The 24,914-nt window shown below is 39.2% G+C and carries 20 protein-coding genes; 11 read left to right on the forward strand and 9 right to left on the reverse strand.

Annotated features, from left to right (window positions below):
- Positions 1–186 precede the first annotated feature (186 nt).
- A complete protein-coding gene (locus MHH37_RS18725; RefSeq protein ID WP_342574221.1) occupies positions 187–1,872 on the forward strand; it encodes a methyl-accepting chemotaxis protein in 1,686 nt (561 codons plus the stop codon).
- Positions 1,873–2,284: 412 nt separating this feature from the next.
- Here MHH37_RS18725 and MHH37_RS18730 read toward each other — a convergent pair whose 3' ends face one another.
- Both MHH37_RS18730 and MHH37_RS18735 read right to left on the reverse strand, forming a co-directional pair.
- Positions 2,285–3,211, reverse strand: a complete 927-nt coding sequence (locus MHH37_RS18730; protein WP_342574222.1) for a diacylglycerol kinase — start codon at positions 3,209–3,211, stop codon at positions 2,285–2,287.
- 175 nt (positions 3,212–3,386) lie between these two features.
- Positions 3,387–3,944, reverse strand: a complete 558-nt coding sequence (locus tag MHH37_RS18735; RefSeq protein WP_342574223.1) for a thioredoxin family protein — start codon at positions 3,942–3,944, stop codon at positions 3,387–3,389.
- Between the two features lie 354 nt (positions 3,945–4,298).
- On the opposite strand from MHH37_RS18735, the gene MHH37_RS18740 reads away from it, so the two are divergent.
- The 5 genes from MHH37_RS18740 to MHH37_RS18760 all read left to right on the forward strand — a co-directional run bounded on the left by MHH37_RS18740 (position 4,299) and on the right by MHH37_RS18760 (position 9,895).
- Complete coding sequence (locus MHH37_RS18740) at positions 4,299–5,915, forward strand: peptide ABC transporter substrate-binding protein (protein ID WP_008405521.1); 1,617 nt, start codon at positions 4,299–4,301, stop codon at positions 5,913–5,915.
- 146 nt (positions 5,916–6,061) lie between these two features.
- A complete protein-coding gene (locus MHH37_RS18745; RefSeq protein ID WP_008405519.1) occupies positions 6,062–6,991 on the forward strand; it encodes an ABC transporter permease in 930 nt (309 codons plus the stop codon).
- Positions 6,991–7,923, forward strand: a complete 933-nt coding sequence (locus MHH37_RS18750) for an ABC transporter permease (RefSeq protein ID WP_008405516.1) — start codon at positions 6,991–6,993, stop codon at positions 7,921–7,923. Before MHH37_RS18745 ends, MHH37_RS18750 begins: the two co-directional genes overlap by 1 nt.
- Positions 7,924–7,937: 14 nt before the next feature.
- Positions 7,938–8,984 carry an ABC transporter ATP-binding protein gene (locus MHH37_RS18755; RefSeq protein ID WP_008405512.1) on the forward strand — a complete coding sequence of 349 codons (1,047 nt, stop codon included), beginning with the start codon at positions 7,938–7,940 and terminating at the stop codon, positions 8,982–8,984.
- Positions 8,985–8,986: 2 nt separating this feature from the next.
- Positions 8,987–9,895 (forward strand): ATP-binding cassette domain-containing protein, encoded by a 909-nt coding sequence (locus MHH37_RS18760; RefSeq protein ID WP_342574225.1) that lies wholly within the window; start codon positions 8,987–8,989, stop codon positions 9,893–9,895.
- Between the two features lie 88 nt (positions 9,896–9,983).
- Here the strand turns inward: MHH37_RS18760 and pruA are convergent, their stop codons facing one another.
- Positions 9,984–11,528, reverse strand: a complete 1,545-nt coding sequence (gene pruA, locus MHH37_RS18765) for an L-glutamate gamma-semialdehyde dehydrogenase (RefSeq protein ID WP_342574227.1) — start codon at positions 11,526–11,528, stop codon at positions 9,984–9,986.
- Between the two features lie 168 nt (positions 11,529–11,696).
- Between pruA and MHH37_RS18770 the strand changes: the two genes are divergently transcribed.
- From MHH37_RS18770 to ugpC, 5 genes are all read left to right on the forward strand, one after another.
- Positions 11,697–12,992, forward strand: coding sequence for a sigma 54-interacting transcriptional regulator (locus MHH37_RS18770; protein ID WP_342574228.1), 1,296 nt, complete (start codon positions 11,697–11,699; stop codon positions 12,990–12,992).
- 301 nt (positions 12,993–13,293) lie between these two features.
- Positions 13,294–14,268, forward strand: a complete 975-nt coding sequence (locus MHH37_RS18775) for a proline dehydrogenase family protein (RefSeq protein WP_342574229.1) — start codon at positions 13,294–13,296, stop codon at positions 14,266–14,268.
- A gap of 90 nt (positions 14,269–14,358) precedes the next feature.
- Positions 14,359–15,846, forward strand: coding sequence for a sodium/proline symporter PutP (putP, locus tag MHH37_RS18780; protein WP_342574230.1), 1,488 nt, complete (start codon positions 14,359–14,361; stop codon positions 15,844–15,846).
- Between the two features lie 81 nt (positions 15,847–15,927).
- Positions 15,928–16,791, forward strand: coding sequence for a helix-turn-helix domain-containing protein (locus MHH37_RS18785; RefSeq protein WP_342574231.1), 864 nt, complete (start codon positions 15,928–15,930; stop codon positions 16,789–16,791).
- A gap of 71 nt (positions 16,792–16,862) precedes the next feature.
- On the forward strand, positions 16,863–17,945 hold the full coding sequence (gene ugpC / locus MHH37_RS18790; RefSeq protein WP_340799343.1) for a sn-glycerol-3-phosphate ABC transporter ATP-binding protein UgpC: 1,083 nt from the start codon (positions 16,863–16,865) through the stop codon (positions 17,943–17,945).
- A 382-nt stretch (positions 17,946–18,327) separates the two neighbouring features.
- On the opposite strand, the gene MHH37_RS18795 is transcribed toward ugpC, so the two are convergent.
- The 6 genes from MHH37_RS18795 to MHH37_RS18820 form a co-directional block, all read right to left on the reverse strand.
- The gene (locus MHH37_RS18795; protein WP_342574232.1) at positions 18,328–19,188 is read right to left on the reverse strand and encodes an ROK family protein; all 861 of its coding nucleotides are present in this window, start codon (positions 19,186–19,188) and stop codon (positions 18,328–18,330) included.
- On the reverse strand, positions 19,189–20,127 hold the full coding sequence (locus MHH37_RS18800; RefSeq protein ID WP_342574233.1) for a GNAT family N-acetyltransferase: 939 nt from the start codon (positions 20,125–20,127) through the stop codon (positions 19,189–19,191). It abuts the gene before it with no gap.
- 1 nt (position 20,128) lies between these two features.
- Positions 20,129–21,703 carry an FAD-dependent oxidoreductase gene (locus MHH37_RS18805; protein ID WP_342574234.1) on the reverse strand — a complete coding sequence of 525 codons (1,575 nt, stop codon included), beginning with the start codon at positions 21,701–21,703 and terminating at the stop codon, positions 20,129–20,131.
- Complete coding sequence (locus MHH37_RS18810) at positions 21,704–23,227, reverse strand: hypothetical protein (protein ID WP_342574235.1); 1,524 nt, start codon at positions 23,225–23,227, stop codon at positions 21,704–21,706. It lies immediately after the preceding gene.
- Between the two features lie 76 nt (positions 23,228–23,303).
- The gene (locus MHH37_RS18815; protein ID WP_342574237.1) at positions 23,304–24,278 is read right to left on the reverse strand and encodes a Gfo/Idh/MocA family oxidoreductase; all 975 of its coding nucleotides are present in this window, start codon (positions 24,276–24,278) and stop codon (positions 23,304–23,306) included.
- A complete protein-coding gene (locus MHH37_RS18820) occupies positions 24,275–24,904 on the reverse strand; it encodes a peptide ABC transporter substrate-binding protein (protein ID WP_339263279.1) in 630 nt (209 codons plus the stop codon). The genes MHH37_RS18815 and MHH37_RS18820 overlap by 4 nt, the downstream gene beginning before the upstream one ends.
- Between the last annotated feature and the right edge of the window lie 10 nt (positions 24,905–24,914).

Genomic DNA, 24,914 nt, shown 5'->3' on the forward strand with positions numbered 1-24,914 from the left:
TTCATTTCTTCCTCTCATTTCAATCACTTTATTGTACCATGCTCCATATAATTTGCACTTATTATACTTTCTACTAATGTTCTGACTATCCAATTATTACTTTTGTTCTAGTATTCAGTAAGTATTGCCTATATAATTTACCTTATAACTCTAATAATTCTATTAATTTCAAGGAGATTGAGGCATATGTCAGTTCGAAAAAAACTTAATATTGGCTTTATTTTAATCGGGATGGTGCTTTTATTTTCAATCGGATTTGCAACCGTTCAGTTTTCCCGGATTGGTGATGAAGTTTCCAAAGCTGTCGATGTACAAATGGCACAGGTTCAGCGGATTAACGCTATCCAGCAACATATACTGTCGCAAGGCATCTATGCTCGTGCCTATGCAGTAGACCCTTCTCAAAATAACTTGGATTCACTAAACAGCCATACAACTAGCCTCGTCCAACTTATCGAGGAAGTGCAGGGCAAAAATATATCATCGGATGCTGCACCGATTATTAATAACTTAAAAGACCAATCAGAAATCATTGCCGAACAAATGGATAGAGTGATTTCATCTGTACAGACACGTGATATTTCAGCCGCGCTGTCAGTGGTGAATGGTGACTATACATATACGAGCAATTTCACAAGCGAGCTTGCCGGGAAAGTGGAACAAATTGAAAATACCGAACTTGATAAAGTTGTGAATAATACGAAAAACATGATTTCACTATCGATGATTTTATCCGTTATATTCATTATTATTGCGCTCCTTGTTATAGCTTCCTACATGATTTATACGAAATACGGCATTACACTGCGCCTCCAGTCAATTACAAAAGATCTGGAACATATGGCTGGCGGGGATATTAAAGTTTCACACAAACCAGTTCGCACAAAAGATGAATTTGGTATGCTGTCGAATGCTTTTATTTCATTGCAGTGTAATTTCGAGGAATTGTTAGTAAGCATTCAGCAAAACGCAAATCAGCTTAGCAATTCGGCGGATGCACTTATGAAAAACAGTGAGACAATTTCATCGGAAACAGCTCATATTAATGAACTGATTGAGCATACTGCACAGACCGCCGCAACGATGACAATTGGGGCAAACGAAAGTGCCCTTGCTGTAGATGAGACGGCACAGGGAATTAATTCGATTGCCTGCTCAACACAAGAATTGCATAGTGGTGCTGTTACATTAACCCAGTTTGCTAATGACGGGGTAAAAATTATTGACGAAGCGATGCAGCAAATGGAAACAGTATATGCATCGACTCAATCGATTTCCAGCCTTTCAAACGTATTAATTGAACAGTCAGGACAAATTAGTACAATTACGAAAGCCATTACTGATATAGCGGATCAGACGAATCTGCTTGCCTTGAATGCTGCCATTGAAGCGGCTAGAGCTGGTGAACATGGGAAAGGCTTTGCTGTAGTCGCAGATGAAGTTCGCAAACTCGCAGAGCAATCCAAAAAGTCCGCAAATGAAATTGTCCATTTAACTGAAACTATTCAGTACAATTCCCAAAATGTTGGCGAAGCGGTGGAAAGCAGTCTCAAGTGTGCAAATGATGGTGTTGTTGTCATCGATCGTGCCGGTCAGTCATTTCACACGATTACCGAAAATATTTACAATATAACGGAGCGTGTAGAACATATTTCTGCTACATCACAGCAAATTTCAGCAAGCTCAGAAGAAGTTGCGGCTTCAGTCATCGAAATTTCGCAAGGTACAGAAAAAACGATGGCGGATGTAGCACAAGTAGCAAATGCGACACAACTTCAAACTGAAATTGTCGATGAAATGGAAGAGCTTTCTAAACGTTTAGCGAATCAGGCAAAACAGCTGCAACAAAGTATGGATAAATTTACATTGTAAAAGGAATTGACTTAAAACGCCTTCACTTTAACGGTTTATAATTGTTGAAGTGGAGGTTTTTAGATTTTCATCGAGTATTTTGACCATATATATTAGAAAATTGGTATTGTATACGCTGTTCTGGGTGTTCTTTCAAATGAAGCTAGCGGATGCGGATATTAGAATATTGAGAGGCTTTATTAGAAAATGTTGAGAGGATAGTAGTACATTCGTTCAGTTTATTTGAACATCTCGACCCGGTATTAGAAGATCAAAGCGTTATATTTGAACTTCCCGCTTTTATTAGAACTTAATTTATTTTATTAGAACATTTAAGCACTATATTAGAAAACCGCTCACTCCCCGTCCCCCGACTCTTCCCTATAAAAACAAAAAACTCACAAGGGCATTCCACTACCCTTGCAAGCTATAGTTAAATTACTTCTTCATCGGTTTCAATTTCACGAATTTTATCTTTCGGCACGAATACTTCAATATGCCTTTTTAAATTTTGGAAAACAGCTGGTGCATCGCCGCCATATTCACCGTCCAGATTTAAATGCACTTCCTGATCAGATGATACGACAACACGACTAGCTTTTCTGTAAATGAGACGTTCGTCGGATAAATGCTCGCCACGCAATGCCAATGAAGCAATACGTATGAAATCCGCAATATTGCATTCCTTTAAAATCATAACAGTGAACAGTCCGTCGTTGATTGATGCATCGGGTGCGATTTTTTCGAAACCGCCTACTGAATTTGTTAAGCCACATAAAAACATCATCGCTTTACCATCAAACTCTTCTTCATCCATTTGGATTTTCATATGAGTTGCTTTAATAGAAGGAATCATTTCAATTGCCTTCAAATAATACGCCATTTGTCCAAGTACCGTTTTCATTCTGCTCGGTACTTCGTATGTCAGCTCGGTGATACGCCCGCCTGCAGCAATGTTAATGAAGTAGCGGTCTTCATTCAATATACCGACATCGACAGGTATTGTATCCCCTGCAAGAATGATGTTTAGTGCTTCTTCAACATTTCGGGGAATACGAACAGCCCGTGCAAAGTCATTTGTCGTCCCCATTGGAATTAAACCAAGCTTTGGCCGTTTTTCGCATTGACTAACACCTGCCACTACTTCATTTAACGTCCCGTCTCCACCTACCGCAATTACAACATCAAATTCGCGACTTACTGCTTCAATTGCAGCTTTTGTTGCATCACCTTCACCAGTCGTTGCATGACATGAAGTTTCATATCCTGCTATTTCGAGTTTCTCCAATACTTCCGGAAGATGTCTCTTAAATACTTCACGACCCGAAGTTGGGTTATATATAATTCTCGCTCTTTTCATATTGATCTCATCCTGATTAATTATATTTTTCATTCTGTCCAAAGTATACTGCTGTCTGTTTTAGAAAAGCAACAATAGTACCCAGGATATTCTCTTCAATAATACGCTTAAAATAGAAAAAAGTTCCTACTATATTATATAGTAAGAACTCGTAAAAGTAACAGGTTAAGTTAAATTATATTGCTGCTGTTACCTTAATTTTAAAATCTTCATATACATAGCTCCACAGCTTTGAATCGTTTACATATTGTCCGCGCATATTTTCGTATACCGCTTTTTGTGCGTCTTCAAATGTTGGATCTTCTTTATCCGGTAATGTTGCACGTAAATCGGTTACTAGCTGCTGTAATTGCGGTGCACGTGGGCCCCATGTTGTAATTACTTCTCCTGCTTCATTTAAAATCAAGTACATTGGAATAGCACGTCCACCATTCGTTAAATAACGATCAATCAAATCTGTATCCGCATCGCGTAATGCTGTACGAATTTCTACATCTGCTGCTTCTGCAACTTTGCGAATGATTGGATTGTTAATCATTGCATCCCCGCACCAGTCTTCAGTAATAGCTAAAATATGGACATTGGCATTTTTCAGCTTTTCAATAAAAGCTGTATCTTCCGGAAGCTCAAAGCTCTCATAAATAGCAAAGCTTTGTTCTTTTAATTGAGACATTGCATCCATATATTCTTTCATGGACTTGCTCTCTTCAAAATATTGTTGTTCTGTTTTCATATATATACCACCTTTCAAATGCTCTCTTCTATTTTGCATGTTTTCAAGAAAAAAAGAAAGTTTTATGTGTCAAAATTGTTACACAATAATACAATTCTAAATTTTCAAAACAATTTACATAAAACAGCAGATTCTTAATACTTTCGAGAATTTTATAACTATCTAATATTTTAGCCAAATAATATTACCTTATAGTAAAATAATTAAAAATTTTCATAATTGTTTTACTTATTAGTATCTATAAAAAATTTCAAATGTAGTATATATTTCATACAAATATTCTGATATATTAAAATAACGCATCAAAAAATTATCAGAAAATTTAATTTACATGATTTTCTAGGAGGGGTATTTATGAAACGCAACAAAAAGGTCGCATTGACTGCTACAGCACTTTCATTATCTGCATTACTTGCAGCATGTGGAGGAGATGAAACTAAATCAACATCATCTGGAGATGGGGAAAAAGAATTAGATTTACTAATCACTTCTGAGCCACCTTCATTACATCCACAATTAGCTTCAGATACAACTTCTGGCGCAATTTTAGAAAATACTTTTGAAGGTTTAACAACATTGGTTGAAGGCGAGCCGGTTTTAGCTGCCGCTGAAGATTATAAAGTATCGGATGATCTTTTAACTTATACATTCACTTTACGTGATGCACAATGGTCAAATGGAGAAAAAGTTACAGCTGAAGATTTTGAATACGCATGGAAATGGGCATTAAACCCGGAAAATGCGTCTGAATATTCTACTATCCTTTACCCTATTAAAGGAGCAGAAGAATACAACAACGGTAAAGGTACTGCCGAAGATGTGGCGATTAAAGCTATTGACGAAAAAACATTGGAAGTAACGTTAAATGCTCCAACTCCATATTTCTTGGAATTAACAGCATTCAAAACGTTCTACCCAATCCATAAAGCAACAGCTGAAGCGGATCCAAAATGGTACACAGAAGCAGATACATATGTATCGAACGGTGCATACAACTTATCTACTTGGAACCATTCAGGCGATATCGTTTTAGAGAAAAGCGATACTTACTGGGATACAGAAAATGTAGATATCGATACGGTAAACATTGCAATGGTTGAGTCTGAAACAACTCAAATGACAATGTTTGACGCTGGAGAAATTGATTTCTTAGGTGCTCCTTACGGGACAATTTCTCTTGATGCAATCGATCGCTTAAAATCTGAAGACAAATTAAACGTTTCTGATATGTCTTCTATTTACTGGTACAAGTTCAATACAGAAGATCCAGTAATGCAAAACGAAAACATTCGTAAAGCATTAGCATTGGCAATCGACCGTGAAGGCTTAATCAGTAATGTTGTAAAAGGCGAACAAGAACCTGCATTAGGTATCGTGCCAAACTCTGTAGAAGGCTTCGGCGATGATGAAGGTTACTTCAAAGATGCTGATTTCGAAGAAGCGAAGAAATATTTAGAAGCTGGTCTGAAAGAATTAGGATTAGCAAATCCTGCTGATTTAGAAGTAAAAGTTTCATACAATACTTCTGAAGCACACTCTGCAATCGCACAATTCATCCAACAAGGATGGTCATCTAATTTAGGTATTACTGTTAAACTTGATAACTCAGAATGGCAAGTGTACTTAGATAAAATTGGAAATGGCGATTACCAAATCGGTCGTCTTGGTTGGGGTGCTGACTACAATGATGCGTATACATTCCTAGAAATGTATAACTCTGCAGAGAACGGCAATAACCAAACTGGCTGGTCAAACGATGAATACACTGCATTATTAAATGAGTCGATCACTGAAACTGATCCGGACAAACGTACGGAAAAATTATTGGAAGCTGAAGCAGTAATTATGGAAGAAATGCCTGTAGCGCCTATTTACTACAATACAAACTTAAATGTTGTATCTGACGAAGTAGAAAATATGGTTCCAGATGCTTTAGGTAACATTAATCTTAAATACGTTAAAATGAAGTAATTTTAACTATTTATAATTTACTCCTGCGATGGTCAAATTAATTGCAAAGTCATCGTAAACAGGGAGTGCCTCGAAATAAAATTTCGGGCACTCCCTTTCATAGTTTTAAAGAATTTTCAAAATAGTATAAAAAGGAGGTACGGACATTGCTTAACTTTATCATTAAACGATTACTCTATATCGTACTTGCAATGTACTTAATTATTACAGCGACGTTCTTCCTAATGCAGCTTGCTCCCGGTAGCCCTTTCACGAGCGAACGTGAATTGCCGCCTGCCATCGAAGAACAGTTAAACGCGAAATATGGGTTGGATAATCCTTGGTATATCCAATATAAAGACTATTTAGTAGACACAATGACATTTGATTTTGGGGAGTCGATGAAATACAAAGGCCGTTCCACAAATGACATTATCGCAGAAAGCTTCCCTGTATCCCTTGCTTTAGGTCTTCAGGCGATGGTTTTAGCAATTGGTCTTGGTGTATTACTCGGCGTTGTATCAGCACTGTATCATAACCGCTTTGGAGATTATGCCGCGACAATTTTTGCAATTTTAGGGATTTCAGTTCCCTCCTTCATATTAGCCGGACTCTTGCAGTATTACTTGGCATTTGAAGCAGGCTGGTTCCCGGTAAGTGGCTGGAAAGGATTTGCCTATACAATATTACCTTCATTGGCAATCGCTGTTACCCATGCCGGATTTATTGCTAAACTTACTCGTTCTAGTATGTTGGAGCAAAACAATAGTGAGTATGTAAAGCTTGCTCGTGCAAAAGGTCTTGGAAAATGGACAATCGTGTTCAAGCACTCTTTACGTAATGCATTATTGCCGGTTGTAACGTATTTAGGTCCACTTTTTGCCGGTGTTATTACAGGTTCGTTCGTTATTGAACAAATTTTTGCGGTGCCAGGACTTGGCCGCCATTTCGTAACAAGTATTACAAACCGTGACTATACGGTAATTATGGGTACGACTGTGTTCTATTCATTAATTTTATTACTGGCTGTATTAATCGTAGACATTTTATACAGTGTCATCGATCCACGTATTAAATTGAAAGGAGCGAAAAAATAATGGCTCAAAACGAACAGCAAATACCAAAAGTATCAGCTGACATGTTTGATGTTGTCGGTCGTTCAGAAAATACAGATGCCCTTTCTAAAAAGCAAGTATCTTATTGGAAAGAAGTATTTTATCGCTTCTCTCATAACAAGTTAGCTGTACTCGGGTTAATCCTTCTTATTATAATTGCAGGATTTGCAATTTTTGCGCCGGTGTTCTCTTCTTATACATATGAACAGAATGTAGGTTTATATAATACCGCTCCTTCTGCAACACATTGGTTCGGTACGGATGACCTTGCGCGTGATATTTTCGTCCGTGCATGGGAAGGCGCTCGAATTTCATTATTCATCGGTATTACTGCCGCTGTAATTGATTTGATTATCGGTGTTTTATGGGGAAGTATTGCAGGTTTAGCAGGTGGTCGTGTCGATAATATTATGATGCGTATCGCAGACGTGTTGACGGCAATTCCTTATCTATTAGTAGTAATTATTTTATTGGTAATTATGGAACCTGGTTTAATTCCTATGATTATCGCCCTTTCCATTACAGGTTGGGTAAACATGGCGCGTATTGTACGAAGTGAAGTACTGAAAATTAAAAATCAGGAATACGTACTTGCCGCTCGTACATTAGGCGCAAATCAATGGCACATCATTAAACGTCACTTAATCCCAAATGCAATGGGTGCTATTTTAGTAACAATGACAATGACTATTCCAAGTGCAATTTTCACAGAGAGTTTCTTAAGCTACTTAGGTTTAGGGGTTCAGGCTCCTTTAGCCAGCTGGGGTACGATGGCCTCTGAAGGTTTCAAAGCACTTCAATCTGCACCATGGCGATTATTGTTCCCTGCAGCTTTAATCTCGATTACAATATTCGCATTTAACGCAGTTGGGGACGGCTTACGTGACGCACTTGATCCGAAATTACGTAAATAAGGAGAGTGTACGCAATGAAGAAAAAAGTATTAGAAGTAAACGACTTACGTATTAATTTCAAAACGTACGCTGGTGTCGTACAAGCCGTACGCGGAGTAAGCTTTGAATTATACGAGGGCGAAACATTAGCAATCGTCGGGGAATCCGGTTCCGGAAAATCCGTAACGAGTAACGCACTGATGAAGTTAATTCCTCAGCCACCAGGTATTTATGCCGGTGGTGAGATTAACTTCAACGGTCGCAATATTATTCCTTTATCTGAGAAAGAAATGATGAAAGTTCGCGGAAATGATATTTCAATGATTTTCCAAGATCCAATGACTGCATTAAATCCAACAATGCGTATCGGTGCACAGATTACTGAAGTACTTCTAAAGCATAAAAAAGTTACAAATAAGGATGAAGCAAAAAAACGTGCGGTTGAGTTACTTGACCAAGTAGGGATCCCTTTCCCCGAAAAACGTTATAAAGCTTACCCTCACGAACTGTCGGGTGGGATGCGCCAACGTGTTGTTATTGCGATCGCTCTTGCAGCAGATCCAAAACTATTAATTGCCGATGAGCCGACAACAGCATTAGACGTAACGATACAGGCACAAATTTTAGAGTTGATGAAAGAGCTTCAAAAGAAATCGAATACATCGATTATTTTCATTACCCATGATCTGGGTGTTGTAGCAAATGTAGCAGACCGAGTTGCGGTCATGTATGCAGGTCAAATCGTTGAGTACGGTACAGTAGAAGATATTTTCTACAATCCACAGCACCCATATACTTGGGGTCTACTTGGCTCTATGCCGGACTTAAACAACTCTACAGATGAGCTGTTAATGGCGATTCCGGGTTCACCGCCAAACTTGATCGATCCACCTAAAGGCGATGCATTTGCCCCTCGTAATGAATTTGCAATGAAAATCGATTTCGAGATGGAACCGCCAATGTTTAAAGTATCAGATACACACTACGCAAAAACTTGGCTACTGCATCCTGATGCACCAAAAATGCCTGTTCCTGAGGCGGTAGCACGCCGTATTAAAGGCTATCAACAGGAGGGCATGTAATTATGGCAAATAAAATATTAGAAGTAAAAGGCTTAAAACAGTATTTTGGCACTGCCAAACAACCGATTAAAGCGATCGATGGTATCTCCTTTGATGTGTATGAAGGCGAAACATTAGGTTTAGTCGGAGAATCCGGCTGTGGCAAATCAACGACGGGCCGTTCAATTATCCGCCTTTACGATATTACAGAAGGTCAAATTACCTTTAAAGGCAAAAATATATCAGAGATGAAGTCACGAAAAGAATTAATGCAATTCAATCGTGAAATGCAAATGATCTTCCAGGACCCGTATGCGAGTTTGAATCCTCGTATGACGGCCGGTGAATTAATTGCAGAAGGCTTTGATATCCATGGCCTGTATAAAAATAAAAAAGAACGCCAAGCTCGTATTGGTGAGTTGCTGGAAGCAGTTGGACTGACACGTGAGCATGCTAACCGTTATGCCCATGAGTTTTCTGGCGGGCAGCGTCAACGTATCGGCATTGCCCGTGCACTTAGTTTAAATCCAAGCTTCATCATTGCCGATGAGCCGATTTCTGCGCTCGATGTTTCTATCCAAGCACAGGTAGTAAACTTACTGAAGCAACTTCAAAAAGAACGTGGGTTAACTTATTTATTCATTGCCCATGATTTATCGATGGTAAAATATATATCAGACCGAATCGCGGTTATGTATCGCGGGAAAATATTGGAACTTGGTAGTGCGGATGAGATTTACAATAACCCAATCCATCCTTATACAAAGTCTCTATTATCTGCAGTTCCTCAGCCAGATCCGGCTTATGAACGTAACCGTACACGTATCCCGTACAAACATGTTGAACATGATCCGGCAGCTAAAGTAATCGAAGCCCGCCCTGGTCATTTCGTCTTTGGCACAGATGCACAAGTAAAAGAATGGGCTAAATAGAAGAACAAAATAAAAACTCCTTCACGAGGCAATGTGAAGGAGTTCTTTCTATTATATAAGGAAATTTCCAATGACTATTACTTAATAATTAAAATGCTTCTGATGTTGTTTTCGCTTGCATATGCAATGTTAAATAATCTGGTCCGCCTGCTTTAGAGTCCGTACCTGACATGTTGAAGCCGCCAAATGGTTGGTAACCAACGATTGCACCTGTACAGCCGCGGTTGAAATAAAGGTTTCCAACATGGAACTCTTCGCGAGCATACTCTAAGTTCATACGGTCGTTTGTAATAACAGCACCTGTTAATCCGTATTCAGTATTGTTTGCGATATCAATCGCTTCTTCAAATGAATCTGCTTTTGTAATCGCTACAACTGGACCGAAGATTTCTTCTTTCATAATACGCGCTTCCGGATCTACATCGGCAAATACTGTCGGGTGTACGAAGTAACCAACAGAATCATCTGCAGTACCACCTGCAACTAGACGGCCTTCTGTTTTACCGATTTCAATATACTCACTGATTTTTTTGAATGCTGCCGAATCGATTACTGTTGCCATAAAGTTGTTATTGTCTGAAGGGTCACCGATTGTTAATGATTTCGTTAACTCTTCCACGCGGTTTACAACTTGATCATATACATCTTTTACGATTACTACACGTGAACATGCTGAACACTTTTGTCCTGAGAAACCGAAAGCTGATTTTACGATGGACTGTGCAGCTAACTCTAAATCTGCATCCTTATCAACAACGATTGTATCTTTACCGCCCATTTCAGCAATGACACGTTTAATCCAAATTTGACCTGGACTTAATTTTGATGCACGTTCGTTAATACGTAAGCCGACATCACGAGAACCTGTAAAACTGATGAAGCGTGTTTTCGGGTGGTCTACTAAGTAGTCCCCTACTTCTGCTCCACTACCAGGTACGAAGTTTACTACGCCTTTTGGTAAACCTGCTTCTTCAAGCACTTCAATAAATTTATAAGCGACAACCGGTGTAGTTGATGCTGGTTTTAATAATACTGTGTTACCAGTAACAACAGCTGCAACAGTTGTACCTGCCATAATAGCGAACGGGAAGTTCCAAGGAGAAATAACAATCCCGACCCCTAGTGGAATATAGTCATAACGGTTGTATTCATTCGGACGGCTTTCTACTTTACGACCATCTTTCATTTCCAGCATTTGACGGCCATAGTATTCTAAAAAGTCGATTGCTTCTGCAGTATCTGCATCCGCTTCATTCCAAGGCTTACCTGCTTCTTTCGTCAACCATGCAGAAAACTCATGCTTGCGGCGGCGGATAATTGTCGCTGCTTTGAATAATACGTCTGCACGAATTTCAGGTTTAACTTTTTTCCATGACTTGAATGCTTTATCTGCTTCTTGCATCGCTTTTTCAGCCAAGTCTTTTGAAGCTTTTGAAACAGAGCCAATCACTTCTGTTTTCTTAGCCGGGTTATATGATACAATTTTTTCTTCTGTTGTAATACGTTCGCCACCGATAATTAGAGGATAATCGGCACCAAGCTGTGATTCTACTTTTTTAAGCGCTTCCAAATAAGCTTGCTTGTTTTCTTCTACCGAGAAATCTGTAAATGGTTCATGTTTATAGTTAATCATTTATCATTACCTCCGATATTAAGTGCAATATTATTTTGCATCATATTATGTTTCTTAATTTGAATTATGCAATATAATAATGCTTAAATCAATTATTTTTTCTAAATTACGCAAATTATCTCATTTTGACATTCCCATGCTAAAATAAAATGGAGGGGGTTACACCGCATGAATCAACTAGATCGCTCTAGTGTTTTTGAATTTATGATTGAAAAAATAGAAACCGGTCTTTGCGCTATTGACGAAAATGGACGAGTCATCGTATACAACAAAAAAATGCGCGAGCTTACCGGTGAATCACTTGAACAAATTACACAACGCTTTTTATCACAGTCACTCGACTTTAACTTGGAGCAAAATATGCTGCAAAAAGTTTTAGCTTCAGGTCAAAGCTTCAAACATATTAAGCAAACGTTCTGGAATGCCCGTGATGAAGAAGTAACAATGATGAATGACTATTATCCATATACCCTAAATGACGGTACGAAAATCGCCATTCAATTTTCCCGCGATATTACTCAGCAGGAATTTTTGATGGACCGTCCTCTAAGTCGTTACGGTGCTCCATTAACTTTTGATATTATTACTGCTGTTTCAAAATCAATGAAGCAAGTAATTCAGCAAGCTAAAATTGCCGCACTCGGTCGAATTCCGGTTATGCTTGTCGGTGAATCCGGAACAGGGAAAGATATGATTGCAGAAGGTATTCATCATGAGCTTGCTGAAAAAAACGAACGCTTCATCACACTTATTTGCCGACGCAATGAAAAAACATTGCTCACTCAAATAGAAAAATATATTGCCGAGGAAAAAAACTATACGTTTTTTGCCGAGCGGATTGAATTTTTATCAGATGAAGCACAGAACCGCATCGTGGAGCTTCTGGAAAAACATACCGAACGTAACCATGTCTTCATTGCAAGTATTGGTGAAGATCCGATTGACTTAATCCAGAAAGGTCATCTGTCCAAAAACCTGTATTACTTATTTTCGAACTTAACAATACAAGTACCCGCACTCCGGGAGCGCCGTGAAGATATTAAGCCCTTCGTGGACGATTATTTTGCTCGCCGACGCATTGCTTATGGCAGCTCAGTTAAAGGATTAGCACCTGAAATCGAGGAAATTTTCCAGAACTACGACTGGCCTGGAAATTTAAAAGAACTTGAAGTTTTACTGGATGATATTAGTGCCTTACTAACAACAGAAGAATATGTGGAACTTATACATATCCCTGCATACTTCAAGTGGAAGCTCCAGCAAGCAGAGCCAACTGCCTCTGAACAGCAAAAATTATTCGATTTCTCCGAACAGACATTGCAGCCTCTTGATGAATATATGCGTAAAGTTGAGGACTATTATATTTCACACGCCTTACAGCTGAATGACGGAAATATTTCGCAGACAGCTAAAGCACTGGGCATTCATCGTCAAGGTTTGCAATATCGTCTAAAACGTAAATAAAATTGGTAATATTTTGTATTAATTACCATTTAAGAGACCCGCTACTAGTGGGTCTCTTTTCCATTTTCCTTAGTGCAATATTTTATTGCATGTTTTATAAATCATGTTTTTTAGAGCATATAAACGTTTTAAGAAAGTATTTCAGCAAAATTTTTTTGCTTTAAAAACCGTTGATATTTCTCACTTTTTCATCTAGTAAACATTAATCCTCTCAAATTCTATTTCCTTTTTTGAATTTTTTGTTTTATACTCTGCTCAATAACATTAAAAAACTTTTTTATTCGCAGGGGGACTATTTAAAATGTCATTAAAAGATTTTTTTATCGCACTTTCAGAGAATCAAACATTAAATTCTGCAGCCCAAAAATACGGATTTAAGCTGGGGGCGCAAAGTGTCGTTGCAGGTACAAATATCGATGAAGTTATAGAAAGCATCAAGCATTTAAATACACAGGGTATTTCTTGCACTGTCGATAATCTAGGGGAATTTGTGTTTGAGAAGTCTGCTGCGCTTGCTGCAAAAGAGCAAATTTTGGCAGTAATCGAACGCATTCACAGTGAAAATCTGGATGCACATATTTCTTTAAAACCTTCTCAGTTAGGGTTGGATATTGATTTTGAATTTAGCTATGAAAATTTAAGAGAAATCGTTGCATTGGCAAATGAATATCAGATTTTTGTTAATTTTGATATGGAAAACTATGCTCGTCTACACCCTTCATTTGAGCTATTGGAAAAGATCCATGCTGAATACGATAATGTAGGTACAGTTATTCAAGCATACTTTTTCGAGTCAGATGAAAATGTAGAACGTTTTAAAGATTACCGTTTACGTATTGTAAAAGGCGCTTACAAAGAAGATGAGTCTGTCGCTTACCAAAATAAAGCCGATATCGACCGCAAGTTTATCGAGCAGATTGAATATCATTTACTACATGGCAAATTCACTTCGATTGCGACACATGATCACAATGTAATTAATCATGTAAAACATTTTGTCGATAAGCATAATATTCCTAATGATAAATTTGAGTTCCAAATGCTTTATGGCTTCCGCAAAGAAATGCAGTTGGGCCTTGCAAAGGAAGGATATAACTTCTGTACGTATGTACCATTTGGTAATGATTGGTACGGCTATTTTATGCGTCGTTTGGCAGAACGCCCGCAAAACCTGACACTAGTTACAAAACAAGTATTTACGAAAAAGACAAATACAATTTTAGCTGTTGCAGCAGGTGCATTTTTAGCCGGACGTATGTCTAAAAAGTATAGATAAGTACAGAAGCGCCATATTTTATTGCGTTGACGACCATCTATTGCAACATGGTAAACTAGTCAAAAATTTATTATTAAGGGAGTTGTATTTATGTCAGATTACAGTTATCAGTTGTTGGCGATTATTATTTATATGATTGTGATGCTCGGCATTGGCTGGTATGCTTTCCGGAAAACTAGCAACCTGACAGACTATATGTTAGGCGGACGTGGTCTCGGTGCTGCAGTAACAGCATTAAGTGCCGGTGCAGCGGATATGTCGGGCTGGCTATTAATGGGGCTTCCAGGTGCAATCTATTTATCGGGTCTCGTGGAAGCTTGGATTGCAATCGGTTTAACAGTCGGTGCATATTTAAACTGGTTACTTGTAGCACCTCGTTTACGTGTTTATACACAAGTAACAAAGGATTCCATCACGATTCCAAGTTATTTGGATAACCGTTTGCGTGACAACACGAAACTATTACGTATCGCATCGGGGATTATCATTTTAGTATTCTTTACATTCTATGTATCTTCCGGAATGGTATCAGGCGGTAAGTTTTTTGAGAGCTCATTCGGAATGGATTACCATACAGGTCTTTTATTCGTATCGGCAGTAGTTGTTGCCTACACATTATTCGGCGGGTTTTTAGCTGTTAGTTATACGGATGTAATTCAAGGTCTTATAATGCTTGTTACATTAATTGCAGTTCCTGTTTTCGGGATCTTCTTAACTGGCGGTATTGGAGAAACGGTGGATTCTATTAAAGCGGTCGATCCGGAAATGTTCAGCCTTCTTCCTTCTACTGTAACAGCAACAGCTATTATTTCTTCTCTTGCATGGGGGCTTGGCTACTTTGGTCAGCCACATATAATCGTACGCTTTATGGCGATTACATCTGTAAAAGAAACGAAGAATGCTCGTCGTATCGGTATTGGCTGGATGATTTTCAGTTTACTAGGTGCGCTCGCAACAGCATTAGTCGGTGTGGCTTACTTCCAGCAGCAAGGTACGGAATTGAAGGATGCGGAAACAGTATTTATTGTGTTAGGGCAGATTTTATTCCACCCGTTCATTGCAGGAATCGTACTTGCAGCAATATTAGCAGCAGTTATGAGTACCATTTCATCACAATTAATCGTAACTTCTTCAGCACTGATTGAAGACATTTATAAAGCTTTATTCAACAAAACTGCGACAGATAAACATTACGTATTTTTAGGTCGTGTCGCTGTACTTTTGGTATCTATTTTTGCGGCAATTGTTGCATGGAATCCGGAAAGCACAATTTTAGGATTGGTCGCATTCGCATGGGCCGGTTTTGGTGCAGCATTTGGTCCAATCATTTTACTTTCTCTGTTCTGGCGTAAGCTTACAAACTACGGAGCACTTGCCGGAATGGTTGCCGGTGCCGCAGTTGCATTCGTTTGGGGACGTACGGAAAGTTTAACGAGCATGCTTTATGAGATTGTACCAGGCTTTATTGCATGTTTAGTCGTTGCAGTCGTAGTGAGTATGTTGACATATAAACCAAATGCGGAAATCGAAGAAGAGTTCAATGAAACACAACGTATTTTAAAAGAAGAGCAAAAGTAATAATAAAAACGGTATGATCTTTAATAAAGACATACCGTTTTTTCAATACCAAAAAGTAGATAATGTGATGGAGGTTATTTTATGCAACTTGCACAACTATTCCCTTCCCTTAAAAGACATAGCACATATCCGACAACTCATAATTCAGCAACAACGATCTTTTTTGATTCAGCTGGTGCATGCTGGTATGAGATTGCGAAAAGCGAAGTAACCGAACGAGATGCTTTAATGTTAAAGCATTTTTATCAAGAATGTAGTGAGCAAATGGATCCGTGGTTACTATTGTTAACACAAGGTGTAGTCCCGAAGCCTGCAAACTATTCTTCTATTCGCATTTTACAATATCATATTACCAATGGTGCCAATGGTGCCGGGCAATTAAAGTACGCTATTGAGCTTTTCTTTATGAATGATGCTTATCTACTGGAAGCTGCTCCTCATACTTTCTGGATTATTTTGTTTAAAGATTATACTCGAGAAGAGCTTGAAGGCTTTATGGCAATATTGGAAAATGACTTTTATTTGCATGGACAACTTTTCATAGGTCAATTGCTTCCGGTTTCTGAAATGCTGAATCATTCTTTCTTAACAGAGCAAAAAATATTTCAGTCCATTTTTGAACGGCAGCACCAAACGATTTATACATTTTCTGAAAGCTTCTTAACTTTATTGCCATTACACTTGACTATGCCGTTGCAACAATATTTGCAGCATACATTGTTTAATAGTTTAAATGATGAAATGATTACTACCATTACAGCGCTATTTTCCCATAATGGAAATATGTCCTCTGCTGCGAAAGAATTACATATCCACCGCAATACCTTGTTATACCGTACACAACGTTATTTTGAAGATACTACGTTGGATTTAAAGCGCAGTGATGACCTGCTATTAGCCAATTTAGCAGCCTTGTTGTATAAACTAACAAAATATTCCTTATAATTTTAAGCACATTGCACAAAGGCAGCTCTCTTTTAATCTTTTATACTATAAAAAAGGGGGACTGGTTTTTTATGTTAGATTTTGATCATCTTGTAAAACGTTATCCCGATGGCTATATAGCTGTTGAAAATTTTCATTTAAAGGTTGAACCTGGTGAGTTTCTTGTACTTGTTGGTCCGTCAGGCTGCGGAAAATCTACGACATTGCGTATGGTCGCAGGACTTGAAACGATTTCTGAAGGCGAATTGCGCATCGAGGGTAAACGAGTGAATGAAGTTGAACCAAAAGACCGCGATATTGCAATGGTTTTCCAAAACTATGCTCTATACCCGCATATGAATGTGTACGATAATATGGCTTTTGGCTTGAAGCTGCGGAAATTCTCGAAAGATCAAATTGATAAAAAAGTACGTGAGGCTGCTGCAATTTTAGGGTTATCGGATTTATTGGACAAGAAGCCAAAATCACTTTCCGGTGGCCAACGTCAGCGTGTTGCACTTGGCCGTGCCATTGTTCGTGATGCGAAGCTGTTTTTAATGGATGAACCGTTATCGAACTTGGATGCAAAACTTCGGGTACAAATGCGCTCTGAAATTACAAAGCTCCATTATCGTTTAAATACAACGACTATATATGTTACGCACGATCAAACGGAAGCGATGACGATGGCTACACGAATTGTTGTAATGAAGGATGGTGTCATTCAGCAAATCGGAACGCCGCGTGAAGTATACGATACACCTGAAAATGTATTTGTTGGCGGGTTTATCGGTTCTCCAGCTATGAACTTCCTTCGCGGGAATGTTGTAGGCGAATATTTTGAAATCGCCAATGAAAAAGTCCGCATTCCGGAAGAAAAATTAAAAATATTAAAAGAACAAAACTATATTAACCGTGAAATTATTTTAGGTATCCGTCCGGAAGATATTCATGATGGCCATAAACAAGATTCAAGCAGTCTCGTTAAAACGAAAGTCCAAGTAAGTGAATTAACCGGTGCAGAAATGATTGTTTATGCGTCAATTGATGACCAGCAATTTGTAGGTAAAATACATGCAGATGCAGATGTAGCTATGGGGCAGGAGCTTTCACTTAACTTCAACCTGGCAAAAGCTCACTTCTTTGATCCGGCAACAGAAATGCGGATTCGCTGATAGTAACTAATTAGATATAGTGGGACATAATCCAAAAATGCCATTTTTCTCTGAGAGAAAAATGGCATATTTTGCTGAGCGTTAGAAATTGATTTCCATTCCGGGACGCTTTCCACGGGCACGGCCTGAGCCTGTAGTCTCAGGCGTCGGTGCTCCTGCCGCTTCGCTTTCGTCGCAAAATAAATTTTGCTATTCCCGTAGGAAGCTTTGCTTGTAGCGAAAGGCGTAGCCGTCAGCTAATGTTTTCACAGTGCGAAAGGTGAAACCGTCAGCACGAACACTCGCCCTACATTCCAAACAATTTTATAAAATATCCGTATTTTCCAAAGGTTTTATTATCTTCCAATCAGATTTCCCATTCTGTTTCATCTACTTCTAAATTTTATAGCAGCGCAGCACCGATCAGTCCTGCATTTCCTTTATTTAAGCTTGCTTGTACTCTACCTTTTTTATGTTCAAAAAATGGTAAACTAAAATACTGGTCAACTAAACCTGAAATCTCATCCACAATTTGCGGATGATGATTCATAACTCCTCCGCCTAGTACGACAACATGCGGATCTGCTAATAAAATGAAGCTGTGAATCTTCTGTGCGATTTCTTGCTGCCATTCATGTATGAGCGGCACGATGCGTTCATCCTTTTCATAGTAGCGTTCAAAAAATTGCTGTAATTTGCCTTCTTCATTTGTTTGCTGCTGTAATGTGTTTAATAAACCGGGTCCAGCACATACTTCTTCAAAATAGGCACCGGAGCCTGTTATTGAAAAACCGATTTCTCCGGGAATTCCGGCCCCTCTTAAAAATTTCCCCTCATGTATGATACAGCAGGCAATTCCTGTGCTAATCGTGACATATATGAATGTTTCTTTCTCAAAGTGACGTACTTTGTATTCTCCATTTGCTGCAGTCATCATATCCGTTTCCATAAAAACCTCAGCTTTCGAAAATGTCGTTTGAAGTCTTTGGACGAGCGGAAAATTACGCCACGGCAAGTTTTGCTGAAAAACTACAAGCCCCTGCTTTAAATCTAAAATTCCCGGTAAACCAACCGCTACTTTTATAACATCCCCTTCTTCACCTTCCAGAAGCTTATGAAAACCTGAAATAATCGCCTCAAATAATGATTCAGACTGCTGGGGACTGTTAACTTCCATTTGCTTTATTAATATTTCCGGCTGTTCTTGCTTCGATAAAGCAAGTGCTAATTTTGTCCCACCGATATCAGCACTTAAAATCCACATTTACTCCACCTGCTTTACAAAAATTCCGTAGTCTTTCCAAATTGTATAGCCTAGCTTCTCATAAAAGGCGATTAAATCCGTCCAATCAATAAAGAACGTCTCTTTACCACGTTGCTGCAAATAATATTCTGCAGCTTCGATAACAGCTCGCCCTAAGCCATACTTTCTATAATCTTCATTTACCCCAAGTGGACCAATGCCACCTAATCGCTCAAACTGCTCTGCCCAATTATAGTTTGGCCCCTTCACAGCACTATGTTCATCATTTATACGACAGAAGCCCACTATCTTGCCTTCCCATTTCACAACGACATAATCTCTCCCTGTACCTCCATGAGCGAAATAATCATGCGCTTCAAAAGTCCACCGCCCAGGGAATGACTGAGCCATAAAATCAATGAGTTGCTGTTGTTCTTCTTTTTCTAGTAAACCAAATTGAACATTCTTTTTTTCAGGCAGTAATAATGGTACCGTTACGGTTTTTGTGAAGTCTACACTTTCAACAACTCGTTTAAAGCCAAACTTCTCTGCAAACGCAACACCCTCCCGCTGATCAAGCGGGACTCCGCATAATAAGTGCCCTAAATCCCCGCCAAGCTGAATTTTCTTTATGCCGTTATTGAGAAGGGCCCGTTCTGCATAACGGTATAATTCGGTTCCAATTTTTTGCTGACGGTAATCCGGGTGCACAAGCAGCATTTGAATCCAGCCATGCTCCTTATTTAAAGAAACGCCATGTGTTTCATGCCACACTTTTGCAATGACCACACCGGCAATTTCCCCGTCTATTTCCTTTATCGCACTTCCTTCATGTAAAACATAAGGTGATTGCCAACTATTTTGCTCAAGCAAGCGATCTGATAACTTAAAGTCAGGTAGACAAATATTCCATAAGTCTACTATGTCCTTGTGAGATTCTTTTGTTACTGGCTTTAGCATCTTATTTCCCCCCAAATGTTTCTTCCATTCGACGTAACGGATCGTCAATAAAGGCTTCATCCCATTCAACAACCAGCCCTTGCTCTATTAACTGCGGTCTTATTTGCTCATATAAAATATCCTGAACGGCCTTCCCTTCCTGTAGCGCAATTGCCGCTACAGTACCTGCCCCTTGCCCAAGCATCATAAATACCGGTTCCATCCGAATTGAACCATATGCAATGTGAGACGCACTTAGGCATACAGGAACAATTAAGTTCGTACAATGCTCTTTTTTCGGTAAAAGCGAGCGCAAATCAATCATAAATGGTTTTACCGGTACTTGGATATCGCCTTCATTCATTACTCGACCATTGATGATGACACGACGGCAATGATGTGAATCCATATGAAAAGATGCGATGGCAATAGGCTGTTCGCAAATTATACGTTGCAAGGCATTATGTTCTGTCATGACATACTCGCCTCTCATTCGCCTTGCTTCCCTTATATACAGCTGGCGCGGCCAATTGCCTGTTTCGGTAAACTCATCTGAAGCCAATCCCCACTGTCTCACTTCTTCACGAATAACATGCGGTACGTCTTCATCATTGGCCAGAAAGTACAATAAACCCGCAACATACGTAACATGCTGCTGATACATTTTTTCTCTTAGTTCATAATTCGCATCAGGGAAAGTATAATTCATCCCGATGAAATCCGTAGAAAATGCCCCATGATTATTTAAATCGGTCTTTCCGTTCATCAAAGGTGTATGTAACTTCATCGCATCCCAATGCCCTGCCTTAATATAACGTAGGAGCAGTACATAATGATTGCGCTCATACCCGTTCGGTTTTGGGAACGGCACTTTTTGCTCCTTCGTTAAACACATCCGGAAATTATATGCTTGAATACGATGATCACCCGCACCATTTTGCTCTGTCACAACCTCATCTGAAATACCATATAATAGCCCGCTTGCCGGATTGCCTTCTTCAATATACGGATCTATAAAACTTTCAAATTTATGATGCTGTGTACCAAATTGAACACCATTATAAATTTCCTTATAAACAGTGCTCGCTTCTCTTCCTACAATGTATTCGACCCCTGCATGCCCCAGCAGATCACCTTCGTAGCTTGCATCAATAAATTGCTTCGCTTCATAGGTTGTGCCGTCCGTCATAACGATTTGCTGAATTTGCTGGTCTTCACAAAGAACGGTTTCAATAAATTGCTCTGTTTGGACATCAATCTCATTTTCTTCTAACCAAGTTTTAAAAATATGTTCTGCTACATGTGGTTCGAACCGTACACATTTTTCAATTCCATAGTGTTGTGCGATTTCTTCATAAAATTGCATTGCTAAACCACCAATCGCCTGTTCAGCACCTAAATCGGTCGCCCCTAATCCACTTGTCGTCATCCCGCCGACAAAGCGGCTGCATTCAGCAATACGAACATCTTGTCCCTTCTTTTTTAATGTAATGGCTGCTGTAATGCCTGCAGGTGTCGCCCCGTATATTAATACTTCCTGCTTATAATGCTGTTGTCTCTTTTCTTTTTTACGGTAATAATAAACCGATTTCCACATTTATAAAGCCTCCCAACGTAACTTCGTAGCCTGAACAACTCGCTGTAATGATTCAACATAATGTTGAATCGGCTCTTCCAATTGCGCCTGTTGCAGTAAATGTTCCATCTTCTTCAATAACTCCAGTACCTCAGGTTTCGCTTCCGGGTTTTTTGCTTCTACAACACGGCCAGGGAAAAATATGGCGTTATACTGACTATTTCGTGCAAAAACTTGTTCAATTTTCTCAGCTAGCTGCTGCATTGCCGGTGACAGTAAATGAGGAACGGTTTCAACGTCTTCCCAAAGCGACCGCGCAAATACGATATTGTTAAATTGCTGGTACTGCTGATAATCATATTGATCCATATGTGGCTGTGCCTTTGCGACTTTATGCAGTGGAACGACTAAATTGACCATACCGTCACAGCCGGCCTCTTTATAATTCTCTATGTCTGTCGCTATCCTTTTAAATAAAAGCGGGAAAAGTTCACTTAGCATAAAGTGGTCACTGTAATATTCAAATACCGTAAATTGTTTGTCTGTCGAACTGCGCCAGTCCATCAGGCTTTCCCATGCACGCTGATCTCGCTGTGAGGCATAACTCTGTGAATAATTACGTCCCCAATATGCATATAAAACATTTGCAGAACTCACCTGCTGCTCTTTGCGTTCAAGCATTTCCCAGCTTAGGCCAGCATTATAGACAATATGCTCTACTTCAACTTGTAGCCCAGCTCCGGCTAATGCTTGCTGGAGTTTTTCAGTGAAGGCCATATATTGAGTTAAAAAGAGCTTTGCTTCTTCACCTTTTGCTCCTACATCTTCCGGCCATAGGGAGATCCGGCGAATAACAGGTTCTGCTTCACAATAAGATACGATTACGTCAATGACATATTGTTGCGCTTTTTCATCCTGTAAAAAGTCCTGATTTTTTAGCGCATTGGCCGACGTAAATTCTGTTTCCTCACCTACTAAATCATTTACCGCCCCATCAGCAGCAGCCTTTCCTGAAACGGTAACTCCTTTTGCCTTTGCCAATAAATAACGTAAACTATGCCCGCCTAACGTAACATCAATTCCACGCTTTTTAATTTCCGGTAAAAGTGCATCCTTTACTTCATCCCAGAGGAAAAATGTAAAGAACACTTCATTTAGTCCATTTTTTGTACCAACATTGAGCATGTTCTTTAAAAAAGGAATGTCATCGATTGTTTCAAATACATTGCCTCGACGACTGAACTTCGGTTTTCCTTCATAGGTACTTGTTAGCCCCTGGATTGCGATTTTTCTTTCTTTCTCTAATTCCAGAAATATAAGCCCTTCTACTTTTTCAATCAATTTATATACCCCGTACAACAAGGCGCGGCTTGTATTCCCTCGAATCACATAATGATTTTCTGTTTGAACAATTTCAAATTCATCCCCATTCCGTGATGGATTGAATCGTTCCAACATGACTCGTTTATCTCCCGTATAAAAGCGTTCTAGTTCCTCAAATGCAAATTGTTCAATTTCATTTTTATAGTCCGGTTGTATATTCATCTGCATCGATCCCTTTCATTAATTGCACTCTGATTGAACGAAAAGGATACCCGTTATGAGTATCCTTTGAATTGTCTTATAGTTTTACTGCTTGCTTTCTGCTATTTGATTCATATGCTGCCAGTGCAATTTCTAAAGATTTCAGACCATCATGACCCGAAATAAGCGGTTGTTTTTGTTGTTGAATAGAATTAAGAAAGTCGACAATTAAATCAAAGTCGGTATCATTTCCGCTATATAAATGTGTGAGCGATTTATTACCCTTCCCATATAATTGGAGCTTCTCGTTAAACACATCCACTTTTCGTGTTGCTTTCGTTCCGATTACTTCAATCATCACGTCACCCCATGTCGGAAATTCCGGGAACCGTGACCAGCTTGCATCATGTGAAGCAATCACTCCATTATCAAATACAATTGTCATAATTCCTGCGTCATCCGTATCAAGTTCGGTAAAATAGTTATTCGCAAATGCAGTAATTTCCTTTGCTTCACTGTTCATATACCAGCGCATAATATCTACCATATGGACGGTATGATCCAATACCGCACCCCCACCTGCCAACTCCTCATCGACAAACCAGCCGCCCGGATTTTGCCCGCGATTGGTAGAGCGTATTGCAACGATCTCACCAAGTTCCCCAGCATCAATGGCTGCTTTCAAATCTCGGATTGGTGCGCTGTAGCGAACCGGATAAGCAATGGACAGATGCACACCGTTTTCTTTACAAACTTCTATCATCTCGTTTGCATCGTTAATATTCGTCGCAATCGGTTTCTCACACAAAATATGTTTTTTTGCCTTTGCTGCAGCATTCACCATTTCTTTATGGAACACATTTTCACTACAGATCAGCACAACATCAATATCCTCTGCCAGAAATTCATTCATATGTGCAAAAAACGGTACATCATACTGCTTACTCGCCTGTTCGCCCCGAGTCGTATCGGTATCATAAATAGCGGTTAATTTCGTGCCCGGTATCCGCTCGATTGCCGTTGCATAGCTTGTGGCATGAATGTGCGCAAAGCTCATAATACCAATGTTCATTGCAGTTCACCTCGTTGCAGGAGCAGCCGTACAGCAGCAAGTTTTTCATCATAGGCATCATTCCATTGAATCGCATACTGAAGAACTGCATCAATATTTTTGAATAGGTTTCGATTGTTGTCACTGTCACTCGTCATTTGTAAACTATCAAACTCTGCGATATGCAGATGACTGCTCCATTCAAATTCAATACGGTCCTGACCCGTCCGATATTCTAAATGGGCCATGATCGATTCACCAAATTCACAAAGAACGATTGTATAATGATTTTCACCAATCTCATTCGAACGCACCGATACATTTCGAACATTTCCAAACCATTCCGATATGGCAAGGATATCCTCCTCAATATACGAGAAGTTATTCGTTGTTCTGCGCAGACGAAGAACGCCTTTTACCATATCATGTGCTTTCAACACTTGTTGTAATTGAATGGCAAATGAATAGGACCATAAATCAAAATAAACGAAACCTTGTTTTTCTGAAGTTGAAAATGGCTTATATGCATCTACTTCAGGGTGGTGCAATATTGTTACGGTATTAGGCTCTTCACTGTTTTCGTTTGTAAAGCGGTACAGCGGAGAATGCATGAGCAGCTGCCGGTCTTTTTCCAATACGATTTTCATTAGTAATCAC

It is taken from the genome of Solibacillus sp. FSL K6-1781 (assembly GCF_038630735.1).
Lineage (GTDB): Bacteria > Bacillota > Bacilli > Bacillales_A > Planococcaceae > Solibacillus > Solibacillus silvestris.